Origin of the sequence: Mycobacterium sp. (assembly GCF_049683935.1) — a bacterium.
GTDB lineage: Bacteria > Actinomycetota > Actinomycetes > Mycobacteriales > Mycobacteriaceae > Mycobacterium.
Genome location: NZ_JBAUJR010000015.1, coordinates 1 through 19,575, shown reverse-complemented (window position 1 = coordinate 19,575; position 19,575 = coordinate 1). Strand labels below are relative to the sequence as shown.

Annotated in this window: 21 protein-coding genes; 8 read left to right on the top strand and 13 right to left on the bottom strand. The window is 67.0% G+C overall.

The window, feature by feature from the left end:
* Positions 1–23: 23 nt before the first annotated feature.
* The 5 genes from WA965_RS00815 to sigE form a co-directional block, all read right to left on the bottom strand.
* Positions 24–1,286, bottom strand: a complete 1,263-nt coding sequence (locus tag WA965_RS00815) for an IS110 family RNA-guided transposase (RefSeq protein ID WP_526446907.1) — start codon at positions 1,284–1,286, stop codon at positions 24–26.
* A 287-nt stretch (positions 1,287–1,573) separates the two neighbouring features.
* Complete coding sequence (tatB, locus tag WA965_RS00810; protein WP_526296914.1) at positions 1,574–1,990, bottom strand: Sec-independent protein translocase protein TatB; 417 nt, start codon at positions 1,988–1,990, stop codon at positions 1,574–1,576.
* A 3-nt stretch (positions 1,991–1,993) separates the two neighbouring features.
* Positions 1,994–3,478, bottom strand: a complete 1,485-nt coding sequence (gene htrA / locus WA965_RS00805) for a serine protease HtrA (RefSeq protein WP_526296912.1) — start codon at positions 3,476–3,478, stop codon at positions 1,994–1,996.
* A gap of 70 nt (positions 3,479–3,548) precedes the next feature.
* Positions 3,549–3,944: an anti-sigma E factor RseA gene (gene rseA / locus WA965_RS00800; RefSeq protein WP_526296910.1), complete on the bottom strand. Its 396-nt coding sequence runs from the start codon at positions 3,942–3,944 to the stop codon at positions 3,549–3,551.
* 76 nt (positions 3,945–4,020) lie between these two features.
* Positions 4,021–4,785, bottom strand: a complete 765-nt coding sequence (gene sigE / locus WA965_RS00795) for an RNA polymerase sigma factor SigE (RefSeq protein WP_526296918.1) — start codon at positions 4,783–4,785, stop codon at positions 4,021–4,023.
* A gap of 247 nt (positions 4,786–5,032) precedes the next feature.
* Here sigE and WA965_RS00790 point away from each other — a divergent pair, with 247 nt between their 5' ends.
* The 6 genes from WA965_RS00790 (at position 5,033) to WA965_RS00765 (ending at position 10,383) form a co-directional block, all read left to right on the top strand.
* Positions 5,033–5,713 carry an O-methyltransferase gene (locus tag WA965_RS00790; RefSeq protein WP_526296908.1) on the top strand — a complete coding sequence of 227 codons (681 nt, stop codon included), beginning with the start codon at positions 5,033–5,035 and terminating at the stop codon, positions 5,711–5,713.
* 140 nt (positions 5,714–5,853) lie between these two features.
* On the top strand, positions 5,854–6,519 hold the full coding sequence (locus tag WA965_RS00785; RefSeq protein ID WP_526296906.1) for a TetR/AcrR family transcriptional regulator: 666 nt from the start codon (positions 5,854–5,856) through the stop codon (positions 6,517–6,519).
* Positions 6,512–7,423, top strand: a complete 912-nt coding sequence (locus tag WA965_RS00780) for an ABC transporter ATP-binding protein (protein ID WP_526296904.1) — start codon at positions 6,512–6,514, stop codon at positions 7,421–7,423. The genes WA965_RS00785 and WA965_RS00780 overlap by 8 nt, the downstream gene beginning before the upstream one ends.
* Entirely contained in the window at positions 7,420–9,054 is a 1,635-nt protein-coding gene (locus tag WA965_RS00775) for an ABC transporter permease (RefSeq protein ID WP_526296902.1), read from the top strand. Before WA965_RS00780 ends, WA965_RS00775 begins: the two co-directional genes overlap by 4 nt.
* A 12-nt stretch (positions 9,055–9,066) precedes the next feature.
* Positions 9,067–9,744, top strand: a complete 678-nt coding sequence (locus WA965_RS00770) for a methyltransferase family protein (protein WP_526296900.1) — start codon at positions 9,067–9,069, stop codon at positions 9,742–9,744.
* Positions 9,745–9,786: 42 nt separating this feature from the next.
* Positions 9,787–10,383, top strand: coding sequence for a DUF4126 domain-containing protein (locus WA965_RS00765; RefSeq protein WP_178357967.1), 597 nt, complete (start codon positions 9,787–9,789; stop codon positions 10,381–10,383).
* 60 nt (positions 10,384–10,443) lie between these two features.
* On the opposite strand, the gene glgC is transcribed toward WA965_RS00765, so the two are convergent.
* A complete protein-coding gene (gene glgC, locus WA965_RS00760) occupies positions 10,444–11,658 on the bottom strand; it encodes a glucose-1-phosphate adenylyltransferase (protein ID WP_526296898.1) in 1,215 nt (404 codons plus the stop codon).
* A gap of 126 nt (positions 11,659–11,784) precedes the next feature.
* Between glgC and glgA the strand changes: the two genes are divergently transcribed.
* On the top strand, positions 11,785–12,948 hold the full coding sequence (glgA, locus tag WA965_RS00755; RefSeq protein ID WP_526296896.1) for a glycogen synthase: 1,164 nt from the start codon (positions 11,785–11,787) through the stop codon (positions 12,946–12,948).
* A gap of 50 nt (positions 12,949–12,998) precedes the next feature.
* Here glgA and WA965_RS00750 read toward each other — a convergent pair whose 3' ends face one another.
* From WA965_RS00750 to log, 7 genes are all read right to left on the bottom strand, one after another.
* The gene (locus WA965_RS00750; protein ID WP_178357970.1) at positions 12,999–13,172 is read right to left on the bottom strand and encodes a DUF3117 domain-containing protein; all 174 of its coding nucleotides are present in this window, start codon (positions 13,170–13,172) and stop codon (positions 12,999–13,001) included.
* Positions 13,173–13,404: 232 nt separating this feature from the next.
* Positions 13,405–14,004 carry a DNA-3-methyladenine glycosylase I gene (locus tag WA965_RS00745; protein ID WP_526296916.1) on the bottom strand — a complete coding sequence of 200 codons (600 nt, stop codon included), beginning with the start codon at positions 14,002–14,004 and terminating at the stop codon, positions 13,405–13,407.
* A gap of 5 nt (positions 14,005–14,009) precedes the next feature.
* Positions 14,010–14,375, bottom strand: coding sequence for a DivIVA domain-containing protein (locus WA965_RS00740; protein ID WP_526446905.1), 366 nt, complete (start codon positions 14,373–14,375; stop codon positions 14,010–14,012).
* Positions 14,376–14,468: 93 nt separating this feature from the next.
* Positions 14,469–15,428 (bottom strand): glucosyl-3-phosphoglycerate synthase, encoded by a 960-nt coding sequence (locus WA965_RS00735; RefSeq protein WP_526296892.1) that lies wholly within the window; start codon positions 15,426–15,428, stop codon positions 14,469–14,471.
* Entirely contained in the window at positions 15,425–16,300 is an 876-nt protein-coding gene (gene folP / locus WA965_RS00730) for a dihydropteroate synthase (protein WP_526296890.1), read from the bottom strand. The genes WA965_RS00735 and folP overlap by 4 nt, the downstream gene beginning before the upstream one ends.
* A 78-nt stretch (positions 16,301–16,378) precedes the next feature.
* On the bottom strand, positions 16,379–18,181 hold the full coding sequence (fadD6, locus tag WA965_RS00725; RefSeq protein WP_526296888.1) for a long-chain-acyl-CoA synthetase FadD6: 1,803 nt from the start codon (positions 18,179–18,181) through the stop codon (positions 16,379–16,381).
* A gap of 57 nt (positions 18,182–18,238) precedes the next feature.
* On the bottom strand, positions 18,239–18,799 hold the full coding sequence (log, locus tag WA965_RS00720; RefSeq protein ID WP_526296887.1) for a cytokinin riboside 5'-monophosphate phosphoribohydrolase: 561 nt from the start codon (positions 18,797–18,799) through the stop codon (positions 18,239–18,241).
* A 37-nt stretch (positions 18,800–18,836) separates the two neighbouring features.
* On the opposite strand from log, the gene WA965_RS00715 reads away from it, so the two are divergent.
* Positions 18,837–19,575, top strand: a 739-nt coding sequence (locus WA965_RS00715) for an AAA family ATPase (RefSeq protein WP_526446903.1), incomplete at its 3' end; no start/stop codon positions are given.

Sequence of the window (19,575 nt, the reverse complement as noted above, 5' to 3'; positions counted from 1 at the left end):
GGCGGTTGGGTGGCGTGTGTGGGTCAGGCGGCTGGGGTGAGGGTGACGGTGTAGCCCAGGGCTTCGAGTTGTCGGATGTTGTTGCGTTTCTTGCGATCTGTGTCGACGTGGGTGGTGTAGTGGTCGGCGCCGAGGTCGATGTAGGTGGTGTCGGGGTCGGCTAGTAAGTGCCAGATGATGACTAGGATGGAGCGCCCGACGGCGACGACGGCGCGTTTGTTGCCGCGTCGTCGGGCGATGCGTCGGTAGCGTTGGCCGAGGAAGGTGTCGGTGCGCCCGGCCGCGACGGCGGCCTCGCCCAGCACCTGGGCCAGGTAGCGGTTGCCGTGCCCGGTGGAGGCGTTGCCTTTGGTTTTGCCGGCCGAGGATTTGATGCCGGGGCTGAATTTCGCCCAGGAGCACAGGTGGCCTGCGGTGGGGAAGATCGACATGTCGGTGCCGACCTCGGCGAGCAGGACAGCGGCGGCCAGCGGCCCGATCCCGGGGATGTCATCGAGGCGGGCCACCGCTGCGGCGAAAGGGGCTAGATGGGCTCCGATCTGTTCGTCGACCGCGGCGATGTCGGCGTTGATGGCGTCGATCCGGTCGAGCATGCGGGCCAGCAGGAACCGGTGATGGTCATCGAAGTGGCCGTTGAACGCCTCTTCGAGTCGGCTGATCTTGGTCCGCATCCGGGCGCGTGCCATCTGGGCCAGAACGGCGGGGTCACGCTCTCCGGCGATCATCGCGGCCATCATCGCCCGCCCGGACACCCCGAAGATGTCACTGGCCACCACCGAGAGCTTGATGCAGGCGTCTTCGAGGAGCTTTTCCACGCGGTTCTTCTCCGCGGTGCGCACCGCGATGAGGTCGGCGCGGTAGCGGGTCAGATCGCGTAGCTGCCGGATCGGTTGCGCAGGGACGAAACTGGGGCGCAGCATCTGGCGTTCGGCCAGCTTGGCCAACCACACTGCATCCAGCACATCGGTTTTGGGTCGGCCCGGCAGGTGTTTGACATCGCGGGCATTGACCAGCCACGGGTCCAGCCCGTGGGCCTCGAGCAGGTAGAACACCGGTTTCCAATAATCGGAGGTGGCTTCCATGACCACCCGCTCGACCCCGGATTCGACGAGGTGATTGGCCAACTCGGTCAACGACCCCGTCATCGTCGAGTGCGTCGATATCTCTTGCAGACGCCGGCGGCCCCGCCCGGGCACCCGCACGCAACACACCAGTTCAGCCTTGCCGATATCGAGAGCTGCGACCCTGGCGATGATCTGTTCAGAGTCCTCGGATTCTGCCAGCATCGGTTGTTCCTCCACTCCTAAGCGAGTCCACCAATTGAGGGTGTGGTCGCCTCGTGGAGTCGTCTAGGCCAAAGAAAATCTATTCCGCGTGCTTGATCGCCGAAAACACCGGCGGCAACAATGAAGGGCCCTCAACACGACTCCAGCACCTGGCTGGAATACGGCCTCGAAGAACCATGCAGCGACGGCGTCGCAAGGCGACCACCCCCCAATTTTCACCCCGGAACGGGCGACCGCAGGTCACATTGGCTGGAATGCAGTTCCGGCGGACGTTAGAGCCGAGGTGACTAGGTGGCGTCGCTGTCGAACGGAGTGGCCGCCGAGGGTTCGGGTTGCTTCGTGACAGGCGTGGCGGCGGCCTCGGCCGGACCGCCCGCGGACTGCGGCTTCTCAGCGGGGCGTTGTGCCCCGTCGAACTTGCCGGTGAAGATCGAATCGTCGCCGTCGAGAAGATGTTTGGTCAGCGCCGCGCGTGGCGTCATCCCTCTGAGCTTCTGCAACTCGGACAGCGGCTCCCGCAGATCCTCGAACTCCGGACCGAAGTCGTCGCGCAGCTGACTGGTGGCGCCGCTGATGTAGTCCCGCGCCTGACGCAGCGCCCCGGACGTCCAGCGGATCGCGCCTGGCAGCCGTTCCGGTCCGAGGATCACCAGACCGGCGATCACCAGGACCAACATCTCGCCCCAGCCGACGTTGGCGAACATCGGCTACGTGCTGGTGTCCGGGCCGGGGGTCACTTCCAGCGTGACGTTACGGCCGTCGCGGACCACCTCGATGGGTGCGGCCTCGCCGATCCTGAGCTGCCGGACCGCGACGACGAACTCGTCGGCATCGGCGACCTCACGATCCCCCACCTTCACGACAACATCGTTTTCGAGGATGCCCGCCCGCTCCGCCGGACCGCCCGCGGTCACGTTGGCGATCTGAGCGCCCTTGGACACCTCGTTGCTGACCGAGCGGGCTGTCAGGCCCAGCGTCGGGTGGGAGATCTTGCCGGCCTCGATCAACGTCTCGACAACCTGCTTGACCTCGTTGACCGGGATCGCGAAACCGAGGCCGCTGGCACTGTCCGACAGTGATTTGCCCGCGGTGTTGATGCCGATGACCTCAGCGTTCATGTTGATCAGCGGCCCACCGGAGTTGCCGTGGTTGATCGAGGCGTCGGTTTGCACACCGTCGATGACGGTGTCGGTGTCCGAGCCGTCACCGGACAGCGGCACCGGGCGGTTCAGCGCGCTGACGATTCCGGTGGTGACCGTGCTGCGCAACCCGAGTGGCGCGCCGGCGGCGATCACCTCTTCACCGACCTGGAGTTTCTCCGAATCACCCATCCGGGCGACGACGAGGTTGTCGACGTTGTCGACCTTGAGCACCGCCAGGTCGGTCTTGGGATCGCGGCCGACCAGGTTGGCCGGGACCTCGGTGCCGTCGTTGAACACCACCGCCAACTTGTACTTGCTGGGGTTGGTGGCCGCCTCGGAGATCACGTGGTTGTTGGTGACGACGTAGCCGCGACCGTCGACGACGACGCCGGAGCCCTGCGAGCCCTCGGTGTCGCTGGAGGCCTCGATGGTGACCACAGAATCGGCCACCGCGGCAGCGACCTCGGTGAACCGTCCGGGTGGCAGGTCGGGCCTGTCGCTGGTCTCCAGAGTCACCTTCGACGTGGTGAAAGCTTCGACGACCTCTGCGGTCTTCCGACCCACCAGGCCGCCGGCGACGCCGATGACAAGCGCCACGATGCCGAGCACCGCCAGTGCGGTGAAGGAGACCCTGCGGCCGAAGATCACATCGCGGACGCCCAGCTTCCCGGGCACCTCTGTGTGCGCCGCCTGGGCGGTCGGCACGAAGGCGGGAGTTCCCAGTCCTGCGGCGGCACCTGGGTTGCGCCACGGATCGTCAAAATCGTCGGCGGTGTCGTCGCGTTCCGCATCGAGCGCACCGGCGTCGGTGGGATGCCGCTGGAGCGACTCTCCGGGGTGGGTGCGGCCGAACGCCTCGGCCAGCACAGGGTCGGGAGCTTGGTCTTTGGGTGTGTACTCGCCCTGATCGCGGTACTGGCCGACGCCGGTGAACGAGCCGTCCACACCCGCGGGCCTGCCGAACGCTCGCTGGGCTGCCGGATCGACAGGGGGACGCGACACGGGACGCGGCTCGAGACGCTCCCGACCGGACTCATCCAGATTGCTCACCCGTTCATCACCCTCTGTTCAGGGCGCCAGCAAATCGCCGACGCGCGTCCCTTATCGCCTGTTCTCCACCCTACCGACGCTTGCGACGGGTGCGCTCCACGCCATCAGCCAGCTGTGGGGCTTCGGTCGGCTCCGGAACCTCGTCCGGAGCATGGTGCGGGATCTGAGACAGTAGGCCCAGCAAAGAGCTCGGCATCGCCACCGGGCAGGAGTCCCGCAGCGCAGTGCGTGCCTGCCGCTGCGCGTCGACCTCCCACGCACACTCCGGACACAACGAGAGGTGGTGGGCTGCGCGCAGGTGAGCGGTCATCCGCAATTCACCGTCGACGAATGCGGCGACAGCCTCGGTCGACAGATGCTCGGTGGACCCGAACTGGCGCGGACCGACGGGTCCCTCGCTCTGCGAAGCGAACTGCGAGGGCAGCCACGAGAAGGCGCGCCGGAAGGCATGTCCGGGGTCGACCATCAGCAGCTCCTCTCGGCTCGTGTGATGCCGCTGCATTCGAATGTAGCGCGGCATGCTGTGGAGCAACGCGCGAACGTCAGGCCGACTTGGCGATGGCGCGGAAACCCTCCGCGGTACCGGCGTCGGAATGGCGCGCCAAATGCTCACGCAGCGCCTGACGCCCGCGGTGGATGCGGCTGCGCACCGTTCCCAGCTTGACGCCGAGAGTGGCGCCGATCTCCTCGTAGGACAGACCTTCGATATCGCACAACACCACTGCCGCGCGGAACTCCGGGGGAAGCGAATCCAGTGCCGCCTGCAGGTCCGGCCCCAACCGGGAGTCGTGGTAGATCTGCTCGGGGTTCGGCTCGTCGGCCGGAACCCGGTCGTAGTCCTCAGGCAGCGCTTCCATGCGAATGCGGCCGCGGCGGCGGACCATGTCGAGGAACAGGTTCGTGGTGATGCGGTGCAGCCAACCCTCGAACGTGCCGGGCTGGTAGTTCTGCACCGACCGGAACACCCGGATGAACGTCTCCTGAGTCAGGTCCTCCGCGTCGTGCTGACTACCGGACAGGCGATAGGCCAGTCGATACACGCGGTCGGCATGCTGGCGGACCAGTTCGTCCCAGCTCGGCATCGCCGCTTTGTCCCCGGTGGCGTCGAATACCGCGGTGCCGGTCAACTCGTCGGTCGGCTCGACCCACTCGCCATCGGTGAACTGCTCGAGATGCGCCATCGACACAGGTGCGGTCACGGGAGCAGCAGCTGGGCCTGTCTGGGTGGTGGTCGTCGGATCCTCCAAGTCATGAGTGCCGCGGTCGTCGGTGACCGCCGGCTCGATATCGACAACGCGGTGCGACATGGCTTTCTTCCCCGCGTCGACCCCGGGGCGGAAGATGCCACTGCGTGCGCTGAATGCGCCGTCTGTCATGCGACTACCGTCTCCCGCGCTGGTGTGCTTGGCATATGAGCAAACTGAACATTTCCTGAGAAAGATTTCTACCCATTTTTCGACCAGCAAAAACAGTGGTCACGCTCGTGAATTATCGGAACTGGGGGCGGGCGTGTCGCGGCACCTGGCACCAGCGCTTAGCTCTACGCTGCGGGGCATGGCCAGCACCGACGAGCCCGTGGTCGGCTCCGGCGACTCCGGGGCGAGGGCGAGTCAGGCGGAGGCGATCGTCGCCCACGCCGAACACTCGATCTCCGAGGACGCCATCGTCGCGGCGGCACGCGAACGCGCCGTGGACATCGGCGCGGGTGCGGTGACCCCGGCCGTCGGCGCTCTGCTCTGTGTCCTGGCCAAGCTGACCAGGGCAAAAGCGGTGGTCGAGGTCGGCACCGGCGCGGGAGTCAGCGGCCTGTGGCTGCTGTCGGGAATGCGCGACGATGGGGTCCTGACGACCATCGACGTCGAACCCGAACACCAGCGCATCGCCAAGCAGGCCTACACCGAGGCGGGAGTCGGACCGGGACGCACCAGGCTGATCAGCGGCCGCGCCCAGGAGGTCCTCACCCGACTGGCCGACGAGACCTACGACCTGGTGTTCATCGATGCCGATCCGGCCGACCAGCCGCAGTTCGTCCTCGAGGGGGTGCGACTGCTCCGCCCCGGAGGCGCCATCGTCGTGCATCGCGCCGCCCTGGGCGGGCGGGCCGGCGACGCGACGGCCAACGACAGCGAGGTCGGCGCGGTGCGTGAGGCGGCCAGGCTGATCGCCGAGGACGAGCGACTCACCCCCGTGCTGATCCCATTGGGCGACGGCTTGCTCGCTGCCGCCCGCGACTGACCCCCCTTTTCCCGCGAGCGCGCATGTCTGTGCGCCGACACGCCGCTATGCCCGGCATTTTTCGCGCGCTCACCCCCGTCGGCAGCCACCCTTCTGCACACTCTTGACCACCCACTGAACGTGCGTTTAGCATACTAAACATGCGTTCAGCATCTGCGGACCGGACCGCACTCGCCCGCATCCGCGATGCCGCGATCGACGAGTGGGGCCGCGACGGCTTCACCGTCGGCCTGCGCCGCATCGCCGAAGTCGCTGGCGTCAGCGCCGCACTGGTGATCCACCACTTCGGATCCAAGGACGGCCTGCGCAAGGTGTGTGACGACTACATCGCCGACATCATCCGCTCCAGCAAGTCCGAGTCGATCCAGTCCTCCGACCCCGCAACGTGGTTCGCACAGATGGCCGAGATCGAGGACTACGCACCGATGATGGCCTACCTGGTGCGCAGCATGCAGGAGGGTGGCGTTCTGGCAAAAACCCTGTGGCACAACATGATCGACAACACCGAGCAATACCTCGAGGAGGGCGTGCGGGCTGGAACCATCACCCCGAGCGTCGACCCGAAGGCCAGGGCGCGGTTTCTGTCGATGAGCGGCGGCGGCAGCTTCGTGTTGTACCTGCAGTTGCACGACACCCCCACCGACCTGCGCGCTGTCCTGCGTGATTACGCCGAGGAGATGATGCTCCCCGCCCTCGAGATCTACACCCATGGCCTGATGCGGGACTCGACGATGTTCGACGCCTTCATGGAAAAGCGCGAACAGGGCATCCCGTTCACCTCGGATGAAGGAGTTCACGATGACTGAGCAGGACACCAGACTCGCCGTCGAGATCAGCGGCCTGTCCAAATCCTTCGGGCGCACCAAGGCTCTCGACGGCCTCGACCTCGCTGTCGCCCCCGGCGACGTGGCCGGCTTCCTCGGCCCCAACGGGGCGGGCAAGTCCACCACACTGCGAGTCCTACTCGGGCTGCTTCGCGCCGACAGCGGCACCGTGCGACTGCTGGGCGGCGACCCCTGGCGTGACGCGGTCAAACTTCATCGTCGGATCGCCTATGTGCCAGGTGATGTCACGCTGTGGCCCAACCTCACCGGGATGCAGGCGATCAACTTCCTCGCCGACCTCCGGGGCAGAAACGCGGTCGACACCAAGCGCAGGGACGACCTGATCGAACGCTTCGAACTCGATCCACACAAGAAAGCCCGCACCTATTCCAAGGGCAACAGGCAGAAGGTGGCGATCGTCGCCGCCTTCAGCACCCGCAGCGAGCTGTTCGTTCTCGACGAACCGACCTCGGGCCTGGATCCGCTGATGGAGCATGCGTTTCAACAGTGTGTCCGCGAAGTCGCGGACCAGGGCGCGGCGGTGCTGCTGTCCAGCCACATCCTGGCCGAAGTCGAAAAGCTCTGCCGCACCGTGACGATCGTGCGGGCGGGCCGGACGGTACGGTCCGGGACGCTGGAACAGATGCGGCATCTGATGCACACCACCATCACCGCACGCACCCGCGCCGATGGCCGCGCCATGGAGCAGGCACCGTACGTCCACGACCTTCGCACACAGGACGGTCGACTGCACTTCTCCGTGGACCGCGACAACCTCGACCGGGCGATGTCCGACCTGACCGACCTGGGCATCGAGGAACTGACCGTATCGCCGGCTTCTCTCGAGGACATGTTTCTGCGGGAGTACCAGGGGACGGGCCGATGAACGCCGGCGCGACCGCCGTCGCGTCACCGACGACGGCAGGGCGCCACGCCGCGTCTCCGGCAGCATCGCCCTGGACAGGCACCGGTCACTTGATCCGCCTGGCGCTGCGCCGCGATCGGGTCCGGCTGTCGGTGTGGATCACTGCGCTGACCGCGATGATGGCGTACGCGCCCACCACCATCGAGCTCGCGTACCCCGAAGAGGCGCAACGCCTGGCGCGGGTCGAACTCCTGAAGACTCCTGCCGGAATGATGTTGGGCGGCCCCATGTTCGGCGGCAACGAGACCGAACTCGGGGCGATGATGGCCAACGAGATGATGCTCACGTTGATCGTCGCCACGTCGATTCTCGGCATACTCACGGTTATCCGGCACACTCGCGCCGAGGAGGAGAGCGGAGCCGCCGAACTGGTGCTGGCCTCAGTCGTCGGCCGCTACGCCAGGACCACCGCCGCACTGGTTCTGGTCGCCGTGGTCAACGTCGTTCTCGCCGTGACCATGACGGCCGCGATGACGGCAACCGGTTTCGACCTGATCAACACCACCGCGATGTGCGTGGGGGTCACCGCGGTGGCCACCGTGTTCGCTGCCGTCGCGGCAGTGACCGCACAGCTGTGGCGAACCGCGCGCGCCGCTACCGGTGCGGCGATGGCCACCCTCGCCCTGGCCGCGCTGGTCCGCGGGGTCGGCGACGTCATCAACAACTCGGGCAGCGTGCTGAGTTGGTTCTCCCCCATCGCATGGGCCCAGCAGATGCGTGCGTTCGTTGATCTGCGGTGGTGGCCGTTGGCCCCGCTGATCCTGCTGACCATCGCACTGGTCCTCGCCGCCGCGCTGCTGGAGGCCCGCCGACAGTACGACGACGGCACCATCGCCTCGAGCGGCGAACGTCCCGGTGCGCGCCCCGTCCGCGGTGTTCTCGGTATGCACCTCGTTCTGCAGCGCGGCCAGACCGTCGGCTGGTCGGTGGGTCTGTTCGTGGCGGGACTGGCGTTCGGATCGATGACGAAATCGCTGATCGACGCGGCCGAGGGCAACGAGTTGCTCGCCCGGATCATGTCCACCCAGGGCAATGACGGGGTCTATACGACGATGTCGCAGTTCCTCGCTGCCGCGGCATGCGCCTACACGGTGTCCGCCGTGTTGCGGGTGTACGCCGACGAACAGTCCGGACTCGGCGAGGCCGTGCTCGCCGGAGCGGTGTCACGCCGCCGGTGGCTATTCACCGCGGTGGCATCGGCAGTCCTCGGTTCGGCGGTGTTGATGTTCTTCGCCGGTCTCGGCAACGGCCTGGGCGCCGGGCTGACCCTGGGGGAACCGCACACCGTGGCGCGACTCACGCTCGCCGGCCTGGGGTTCGTCCCTGCGCTCGCGGTGATGGCAGGCGTCGCGGCTCTTGCGGTGGCGGTGCGACACACCTGGATCGGCTGGCTCGCCGTGACCTTCGTCGTCACCTCGCTCTACCTCGGCGCGCTACTGCGCTTGCCGCGCTGGCTGCTCGACCTCTCACCCGTCGCCCAGACCACGGTCCCCACCGAGGTACCCGTCACCGCCCTGCTCGTGATGGTCGCGGCGGCAACAGCTTTGACGTTGGCTGCCGGATTCCTGTACGGACGCCGAGACGCCGTGTGAGAGAGGACAACCATGAAGCTCGCGCTGCAGTCCCTGGCATCGGCTCTGTTCGGTCTCCTGCTCTTCGGGTTGGCGCTGTTCCTGCCTGCCGGAACATTTCACTACTGGCAGGGGTGGGTGTTCATCGCGGTGTTCACGGTCTGCACCCTGGTGCCCAGCAGTTACCTGGCGGTGCGCAGTCCCGCCGCGTTGGCGCGCAGGCTCAAGGCCGGACCCACCGCGGAAACCCGTCCCGCTCAACGGATCATCATCTCCGCCGCCGGGGCTGCCTTCGTGGCGGTGCTGGTGGTCAGCGCCTTGGACTGGCGATTCGGCTGGTCACCGGTACCGGTGTGGCTGGTGGTGGTCGGCAACCTCGCTGTCGCGGTCGGGCTGGTCGGAGCCCAACTGGTCGTGGTGCAGAACCACTACGCGGGTTCGACCATCCGGGTCGAGGACGACCAGCCGCTGGTGTCCACCGGGATGTACGGCGTGGTCCGGCATCCGCTGTACAGCGCGTCGCTGGTCATGATGATCGGCTTGCCGCCGGCCCTCGGGTCGTTGTGGGGGCTGGTGGTGGTGGCGCTGACATTTCCGGCGGTACTCGTGGCCCGCGTTCTCGACGAGGAGAAAGCACTGGTCGACGAACTGGCGGGTTACCGCGAATATCGGGCGCGGGTGCGATACCGGTTGATTCCCGGAGTGTGGTGAAAGATCCGAGCCGCGGGGATCGCGCCGCCGCATACTGATCCGATGGAACTGCTCACCGGTTTCGGTTTGGCCACCGCAGCGGGGTTGAACGCCTACATTCCACTGCTGTTGCTGGGGCTGCTGTCGCGATTCACGGATCTGGTCACGCTGCCGCAGGGCTGGATCTGGTTGGAGAACGGCTGGGTGATGGCGATCGTGGCAGTTCTGCTGATCGTCGAGGTCGTCGCCGACAAGATCCCCGCCCTCGACAGCGTGAACGACATGATCCAGACGTTCGTGCGGCCCACCGCGGGCGGCATCGTGTTCGGCTCCGGCACGGCGTCGCAGACCTCGGCGGTCACCGATCCGGGCGCGTTTGCACAATCCGGCCAGTGGATCCCGGTGGTCCTCGGCGTCGTCGTCGCGCTGGCGGTGTCCCTGACGAAGTCGACGGTGCGGCCGGCGGCGAACGTCGCCACCGCAGGGGTCGCCGCGCCAGTGCTGAGCACCGCGGAGGACGTCACCAGCGTCGCCCTGGTCTTTCTGGCCATCGTGTTCCCGGTGCTGGTGCTGGCGGCACTCGTCGCGCTGGTGTGGGCCGCTGTCCGGCTGATACGCCGACGACGGCGTGACCGGCCTCGCGCGCCGAGTGAGAGCTGAGGGCTGTGCATCACGGCCGAATCGCGACCGGGAACGCTATTTCGGCGCAGAGGCTCTGCGCTAGACCCAGACGCCCTTGCCGACGGCGACCACGCCGCCGTTGCTGATCGTGAAGCGTTCGCGGTCCTTGTCCAGATCCACTCCGACCATCTCGCCGGGGCCGACCACCACGTTCTTGTCCAGGATCGCGTGGCGAACGACCGCGCCCCGCCCGACACGGGCGCCGGGCATCAGCACGCTGCCCTCCACGATCGCTCCGTCGTCGACGACGACATTCGACGACAGCACCGAGTTGCGCACGGACGCAGCGGAGATGATGCTGCCTGCACCGACGACGGACTCCTGGGCTGATCCGCCCCGCACGAACTTCGCAGGCGCCAGGTTCTCGGAGCTGCCCCGGATGGGCCAGCGCTTGTTGTACAGGTTGAACACCGGGTGCACCGAAACCAGATCCATGTGTGCGTCGTAGAAGGCGTCCAGTGTGCCGACGTCCCGCCAGTATCCGTGGTCTCGTTCGGTGGCCCCCGGCACCTCGTTGGCGTTGAAGTCGTACACCGAGGCCATCCCGTCGGCCACCAACTTGGGGATGATGTCGCCGCCCATGTCGTGGTCGGAGTCGTCGTTGTCGGCATCGGCCCGGATGGTGTCGATCAGGACCTTGGTCGTGAAGATGTAATTGCCCATCGACACGAAGGTCTGCTCGGGATCGTCGGGGGTGCCCGGCGGGTCGGCCGGCTTCTCGATGAACGACCGGATCCGTCCGGACTCGTCGGAGTCGATGCAGCCGAATGCGCTGGCCTCCGAACGCGGCGCCCGGATTCCCGCGACGGTCGCGCCCGCGCCGCTCTCGATGTGCTGCTGCAGCATCTGCTCGGGATCCATCCGGTACACATGGTCGGCACCGAAGATGACGATGTATTCGGGGTCCTCGTCGTAGATCAGGTTCATCGACTGGTAGATGGCGTCCGCGGATCCCGTGTACCACCGAGGTCCGAGGCGCTGCTGCGCCGGAACCGGCGTGATGTACTCCCCGGCAAGCCCCGACAACCGCCAGTTCTGCGAGATGTGGCGATCCAGCGAATGCGATTTGTATTGGGTCAGTACACAAATTCGCAGGAATCGGGCATTGACCAGATTGGAGAGCACAAAATCGATGAGCCGGTAGGCGCCGCCGAAAGGAACCGCGGGCTTCGCACGGTCGGCCGTCAACGGATACAGCCGCTTGCCCTCTCCGCCGGCCAGGACGATGCCCAACACATGTGGCGCTTCCCTCATGTGACAAACCTATCGGCACGTCGGGACGAGGGCTAGGCATTCGCGCTATTGATGGCTGTGCCCGTGCTGTTTCAAGACAATTGGTGATGCGGCGCGACGGCTCGCGATTCTGGGTACGGTCACATCATGCGGGTGGCGATGATGACTCGGGAGTATCCGCCCGAGGTTTACGGTGGCGCGGGAGTACACGTCACAGAACTGGTCGCGCAGTTGCGGCACCTCTGCGAGGTCGACGTGCACTGTATGGGGGCGCTTCGGGAGGGGGCCACCGTCGCTCAGCCGGATCCCGCGCTGAAGGGCGCCAACGCGGCGCTGTCGACGCTGTCGGCGGACCTCAACATGGTCAACGCGGCGGCCGAAGCTACCGTGGTGCACTCCCACACGTGGTACGCCGGGATGGCGGGGCATCTGTCCGCCCTGCTCTACGGGGTGCCCCACGTTCTGACCGCGCATTCGCTGGAACCGATGCGCCCGTGGAAGGCCGAGCAACTCGGCGGCGGGTACCGCATCTCGTCGTGGGTGGAGAAGACGGCCGTCGAGGCTGCCGATGCCGTGATCGCGGTCAGTTCCGGGATGCGTGAGGATGTCCTGCGCTCCTATCCGGCCCTGGATCCCCACCGGGTCTACGTCGTCAAGAACGGCATCGACACCGAGGTGTGGCACCCTGCATCCCCGGCCGACGGTGACTCGGTGCTCTCCGAACTCGGCGTGGACCCATCGCGACCGATTGTGGCCTTCGTCGGCAGGATCACCAGGCAGAAGGGGGTGGCCCACCTGGTGGCCGCCGCCCACCACTTCGCCCCCGACGTCCAGTTGGTGCTGTGCGCGGGCGCGCCGGACACCCCCGAGATCGCCGCGGAGGTGGCCTCCGCGGTGCAGGAGCTTTCCGAGGCCCGCACCGGTGTGTTCTGGGTGCGCGAGATGCTTCCGACGAACAAGATTCGCGAAATCCTATCGGCATCAACAACTTTCATATGCCCGTCGGTGTACGAACCCCTGGGCATCGTGAACCTCGAAGCGATGGCGTGCGGGACGGCGGTGGTGGCCTCCGACGTCGGTGGCATCCCGGAGGTGGTCGCCGATCAACAGACGGGTCTGCTCGTGCATTACGACGCACACGACACGGCGTCCTTCGAGCGCGAACTCGCCTACGCGGTCAACTCACTGGTCGCCGATCAGGAGAAGGCCCGCCAGTTCGGCGTGGCAGGCCGGCAGCGGTGCATCGACGAGTTCTCCTGGGCGAGGATCGCCGAGGAGACAGTCGAGATCTACCGCAAGGTCACGTCCTAGCGGAACAGCAACGAACGGCCGCGGAGACCGCGACCGTTCGTCCGGGTTGACTAACTTGCGCTCGTGACGGCCTTGAGTTCTTCGCCCAAGGCGGCAGCTTCGTCGGGAGTGAGTTCGACGACGAGTCGGCCACCACCTTCCAGTGGTACCCGCATCACGATGCCGCGCCCCTCCTTGGTCGCTTCCAGTGGACCGTCTCCGGTCCGGGGCTTCATCGCCGCCATCGAGTGCTCCCTCCGCATGGGCGTGCCCGTCAGGGCCCGGTCTGTCGATACGAGCCGGGTCTGCCCAACTCTGCGAGGAACACAGACAGCACCCGGCCTTGAACTGCTACAGACGTCCATTGTTCCCTATCCGGCCCGCCTCGTGTGCAAAGACCCGGCCAAGGAGCCCGAGTCGGCCGCGATGACCGCTGCTGTCGGCTCGCACTGCGCCGCCGTCAGCTGTCCTCGTCGACTACTCGGACAGCCGTGGAACCCAGCAGTTCGTGACGTGATCGTCGACCATGCCGGTGGCCTGCATCAACGCGTAGGCCGTCGTCGGGCCGACGAAACGGAATCCGCGGCGTTTGAGCTCTTTGGCCATCGCCGTCGATTCGGGTGTCACGGCGGCGACCTTCGACAGATCCGCCGGTCGGTCCCGGGTGACCCGATCAGACGGTGCGAACGACCACAGCAGTTCGCCCAGGTCCACACCGTCGCCCGCCAGATCGACGACGAGCCGGGCGTTGGAGATCGTCGCGTCGATCTTGGAACGGTTGCGCACGATTCCAGGGTCGGCCATCAGTCGGTGCACGTCCCGGTCGGAGTACCGCGCGATTCGTTCGACGTCGAACCCGTCGAACGCGGACCTGAAGTTGTCCCGCTTGCGCAGGATGATCAGCCAGGAGAGGCCGCTCTGGAAAGCCTCGAGGCTGACCCGCTCGAACATCGCCGCCGAGTCCCGGACAGGACGGCCCCACTCGCTGTCGTGGTAATCGCGGTACAGCTCGAAATCGTCTGGCGACAAGCGTGATTGATCGATCCAGCCGCACCGGATGCGACGGTCGGTGGTCACCGTCGTCACGGCTGCTCCCCATCCGGCGGCAACGCGTGCGCGCCCGACCTCGCGTCGTCGGCTACGCCGGGGTCGAGCAGGCCGTGGGCGGCGCGGACCGCCTCCAACTCACCACGCAGCTGGTCGAGTTCCTGCCCGAGCCGGTCGAGCACCCAGTCGACCTCGCCGGCCCGGTAGCCACGCAGGGCCTGGCTGAACTTCACCGCGTCGACGTCGGCCCCGGTGACACCGGAGGCGGGCAGCACGGTCGCCGTCGTGGCGCGGGGCAGCGGAGGCAGCACCTCGCCGCGGCCGAAGAGCACGCTGCCGATGGCGAACAACACGACGCCGACCAACACGAGCACCAGGAGATAGAGCAGCACCAGGGTCACACGTCGATAGTGCCTCATCCCGCCGGAATTGCATTCCCGCAGGTCCCCTGTCGATCTTCGGCTGCCGGAACGCAGTTCCGGCGGGCAGAACAGTCAGCGCGGCCGCAGCGTGATCATCGGCGGGCGGTCGTCCAGCGACACCGATGACACCCGCGGGGTGTAGTCCTCGCCGTCGGCGAAGAACTGAGTGAGGCCGACACCGGAGTCCGGGATGCCGCAGCGGGACAGCAGGGTGGCGATGACCTGCCTGCTCATCGACGCGAGTTCGGTCAGCGGCCGGTTGCGGTGGGTCCGGACCCCGAGGTTCACCTGGGCGATGGCGTCGAGGCCGAGGCGGTCGTAGGCATCGATGAGCAGACCGATCTCCACGCCGTAGCCCGGGGCGAACGGCACCGAGGTCAGCAGCTCGCGCGTCCCCGCGTACTCGCCGCCAAGCGGCTGATACAGACACATCAATTCGGGCCGCAGCGCCGCCAGCAGCGGGCGGGCGACCAGTTCGGTGACGCGGCCGCCGCCGTTGGCGTCCTCGCTCCCGCTGACCTTGAGAGGCCGCCGGTAGAAACCCTTGACCAGGTGCACGCCGTCGGCGGTCAGCAACGGCCCGAGCAGCTTGGGCACGAACATCGGATCGGGATCGAGCAGGTCGGAGTCGACGAACGCGACGATGTCGCCCGCGGTGGCGGCCAGCGATCGCCACAGCACCTCACCCTTGCCGGGCTGCGGCGCGACCTCGGGCAGCGCGACCTCGCGGCTGATCACCCGGGCTCCGGCGGCGAGCGCGCGGATCTCGGTGTCATCGGTGGATCCGGAGTCGAGCACGATCAGCTCGTCGACGAGTCCACCGAGCAGCGGGGTGATGGTCTCGACGACGCCGGCGACCGTCTCCTCCTCATTCAGCGCCGGCAACACCACCGACACCGTGCGCCCCGCCTTGGCGGCCTCGAGTTCGGCGACCGTCCAATCCGGGCGGCTCCAGCTGTGGTCTGTCAACCAGCGGTGGGCGGCGACACCCTCGGTGGCCAAGTCTGAGACTCGATCGGATAAAACTGTCATGCCAGTCCCCTCACCGTGCGAGTCGGCGGCCGCGCGCCCTGGATCGACGCGACCATTTCGAGCACGCGTCGTGTGGGCCCGACCTCGTGCACCCGGAACATCGCTGCTCCGTTGGCGGCGGCCAGCGCGGTGGCCGCAAGGGTGCCTTCCAACCGTTCTGTCAGGTCCACACCCAGAGTTTCCCCGACAAAATCCTTGTTGCTGAGTGCCATCAGGACTGGCCATCCAGTGTTTACAAGGTCGTTTACGTGGCGCAACAAACTAAGACCGTGGTAAGTGTTCTTGCCGAAATCGTGCGTCGGATCGATCACGATGCCGTCCCGCCGAACGCCGAGGGCCGCGGCCCGCTCCGCCGCCGTGGTGACCTCGGTGATGACGTCGTCGACCACCCCGCGCTCGGTGATCCCGTAGTTGACCCGGAACGGGCGGGTCCGCGGCACGGCGCCGCCGGTATGCGAACACACCAGCCCGGCGCCGAACTCCGCGGCGACTGCCGCAAGGTCGGGGTCAACTCCGCCCCACGTGTCGTTGATCAGGTCGGCGCCGGCGGCGCAGGCCTGTTTGGCGACCTCCGCGCGCCAGGTGTCGACACTGATCAGTTGGTCGGGAAAGGCGTCGCGGAGCCACTCGATGAACGGCACCACCCGGGCGACCTCCTCGGCGACGTCGACGACGTCACCCGGTCCGGCCTTCACGCCGCCCACGTCGACGATGTCGGCGCCCTCGCCGACCACCCGGTGCGCCGCCTGCTTGGCCGCCTCGTCGGTGAACGTCGCCCCACGGTCGTAGAACGAGTCCGGGGTGCGGTTCACGATCGCCATGATCAGGGCGCGATCGCCCGCCACCGGGCGCCCCAGGAACGTCGACTGCACGCCTCCAAGGCTACGGTTTCCCGCGGATTCGGCGCGAAACACGACACTGAGGGACGTCGAACGCGCCCGATTCGCGGGCTACTTGGGCTTCTTGCCGTCCTTCACCTCGGTGAGGTAATCGTCGTAGAACGGCACGTAGCCCTCGTCCTTGCCGGACAGCACGTAGATCGGATCCTCGACGGTGACGTCGTCGTCGTCGCCTTCACCGCTCGAACCGCCGAAGCCCTCCTTGCGCAGGTCGCCCTTCTGGCTCTTGAACGTCGACGTGTGTGCGAGTTCCTTCACGATCCGGACGAAGAGGGGCACCGCATAGCCGGGCAGCTTGCTGTAGGCGGCGTCGGCGAGCGCCTTGCCGTCGAACTCCTGACCGTCCCTGAGCTGAATCGCCACCATGCCCGCCTTGCCGCCGGTGTCGGGAACCTCGACGCCGAAGACCGTCGCCTCTTCGACCTGAGAGTCGGTGGAGACTGCGGCCTCGACCTCGGTGGTGGCCACGTTCTCGCCCTTCCAGCGGAACGTGTCGCCGAGCCGGTCGGTGAAGGCCGCGTGTCCGAAGCCCTGCGAGCGCATCAGATCGCCGGTGTTGAACCACACGTCGCCCTCCTTGAAGGCGTCGCGCACCAGCTTCTTCTCGGTCGCCTTCTTGTCGGTGTATCCGTCGAAGGGCTGGAAGTTGCTGACCTTGGACAGCAGCAGACCGGGCTCGCCCTTGGCGACCTTGCGCACCCGGCCCTCCTTGTCGCGCACCGGATCGCCGGACTCGTCGTACTCGACGAACGCCACCGGTGTCGGGCAGATGCCGGTGGTCTTGTCGACGTTGAGAACGTTGACGAACGCCGTGTTGCCCTCGGAGGCGCCGTAGAACTCGCAGACCCGCTGGATGCCGAAACGCTCGGTGAAGTCGTCCCAGATGGCCGGGCGTAGACCGTTGCCCGCGATGACACGCACCCGGTGCTTGCGGTCGGTGTCCTTGGGCGGCTGGTTGAGCAGGTAGGTGCAGACCTCACCGATGTAGACGAACGCGGTCGCGTCGTAGCGGATGATGTCGTCCCAGAACTTCGACGCCGAGAACGACTTACCGATCGCCAGGGTCGCCCCGGAGTTCAGCACCGACGACAGCGCGACCGTCAACGCGTTGTTGTGGTAGAGCGGCAGACAGCAGTACAGCGTGTCGTTGCTGGTGAGCCGCATACCCAGGCCGCCGAAGCCGGCGAGTGCCCGTAACCATCGGTAGTGCGTCATCACGCTGGCCTTGGGCATGCCGGTGGTGCCCGAGGTGAAGATGTAGAACGCCTTGTCCTTGGCGAGTACGGCGGAGGTGGTCGCCGGGTTCGTGGTGGGCGCGGTCTCCGCGAGCTGCTTGAGTTCGTCGAGGGTCATCAGCCCGTCGGTCCCGGCGCCGCACTCGGTGATGGGTTCGACAAAATCGGTTTCGGCGACCACCACCGAAGCCGACAGCAGCCCGAGGCTGTGCTTGAGCACGTCGTCGCGCTGGTTGTAGTTGAGCATCCCCGAGATCGCGCCGCACTTGACCGCAGCCAGCATGAGCAGCACGGGGTCGACGGAGTTGCGCAGCATGATGCCGACGACGTCACCGTGTCCCACACCCTTGCTGGCCAGCACCGCGGCGTAGCGGTTGACGATCTTGTTGGCGTCGCCGTAGGTGACCTCGCGGTCCTCGAACTTCAGGAACAGCTTGTCGGAGTAGCGCGCGGCACGGTCCTGGAAGACCTTGCCGATCGAGGTCTTGGCCGAGGGTCGGGCGAGAAATCCGGTGGTGACGCCCCGCAGGATCGTCGGTGCATCCATCAGTAGACCGGGCACCTGGCCCGCGATGTCGAACAACCCGACGCTGCTGCGGGTCCCGGACTTCTCGCTCATAGATGTGTTTCCTCCGCTGTGTCGGTTGTCGGTCACCCTAGCCGTGGGCGATATTCGTCACAGGACCGGTGCGCACGCGGCAAGAGCGGAATCGACGTCGTCGACCACGACAAGGCGCCCCAGCGCGTCCTCGGCGACGTAACCACTCTCGACCAACCCCCGCAGCCAATCCAGCAACCCCGTGTAGTGCCCGAACGGGTCGAGCATCACGATCGGTTTCGAGTGCATACCCAAATAACCTGCTGTCCAGGCTTCGAAGAATTCCTCGAGGGTCCCGATGCCGCCGGGCAGCGCGATGAACGCGTCGGCGCGATCCTCCATCACCTGTTTGCGTTCCCGCATCGTGTCGGTGACGACGAGCTCGTCGGCCTCGGTGTCGGCGACCTCGCGATGGACCAGGGCCTTGGGGATCACCCCGACGGTGTGTCCCCCACCGGCCCTGGCGGCCGACGCCAGGGCACCCATCGCCGAGACGTTGCCGCCACCGGAGACCAGCGTCCACCCCCTGTCGGCGATGCCGCGTCCGATCCGGTCGGCGAGGTCGAGTAGCTCGGGGTGCGTCGGGCCTGAGGCGCAGTAGACGCAGACAGCCCATTCATGATCGCGTTCTCGGGACACGGCTCAAAGGTAGCCATAGGCCCCCTAGGCTTGGCCGGTGCCTGTGCCTGTCAACTGGGTGACCGCGCCCCGCGGACCCGCACTCGATCAGCTCGAGTCGGGGGTGCGCACCGGCGTCGGCGCAGTGCTGATCGGCTCCGCCGGTGTCGGCAAGACGTCCCTGGCACGGGACGCGGCCGGGCGTCTGGCCCCGGACTTCCCGCGGGTCGACTGGGTGCGCGCGACGGCGTCGGCGGCGGTGATCCCGTTCGCCGCCTTCGAGTCGTTGCTCGACGTGCCCGAGAGCGGCAAGACCGCCGAGGTGTTGCAGACGGCGCGGGAAACACTCGGGGACGGTCGACTGCTGATCGTCGACGACGCGCACCTGCTTGATCCACTGTCTGCCGCGCTCGTGTACCAGCTTGCCGTCGGCCGCCGAGTCCGACTGCTGGTCACCGCCACCGTGGCCCGCAATCCGGTGCCCCCGGAGATCGCCGCGTTGTGGCACGACGCATTGGTCACACGGATCGACCTCGACCCGCCCGGTCACGAGGACGGTCGGCTGATGGCGCAGGTGGCCGACTTCGTCGAGACGCTGCCCGCCGCTGCGCACCGCGTCCTGGAATTCCTTGCCGTCGCCGACCCGTTACCGCTGTCCGATGCGACGGCGCTGGCCGGGGCACACGCGGTCGACGAGGCGTTGCGCTGCGAGGCGGTCGTCGCCGAGGACAACACGCTGCGTCCCGCTCATCCGCTGTACGTCGACGCGGTCCGCGGGGCACTGGGCGGACCCGACC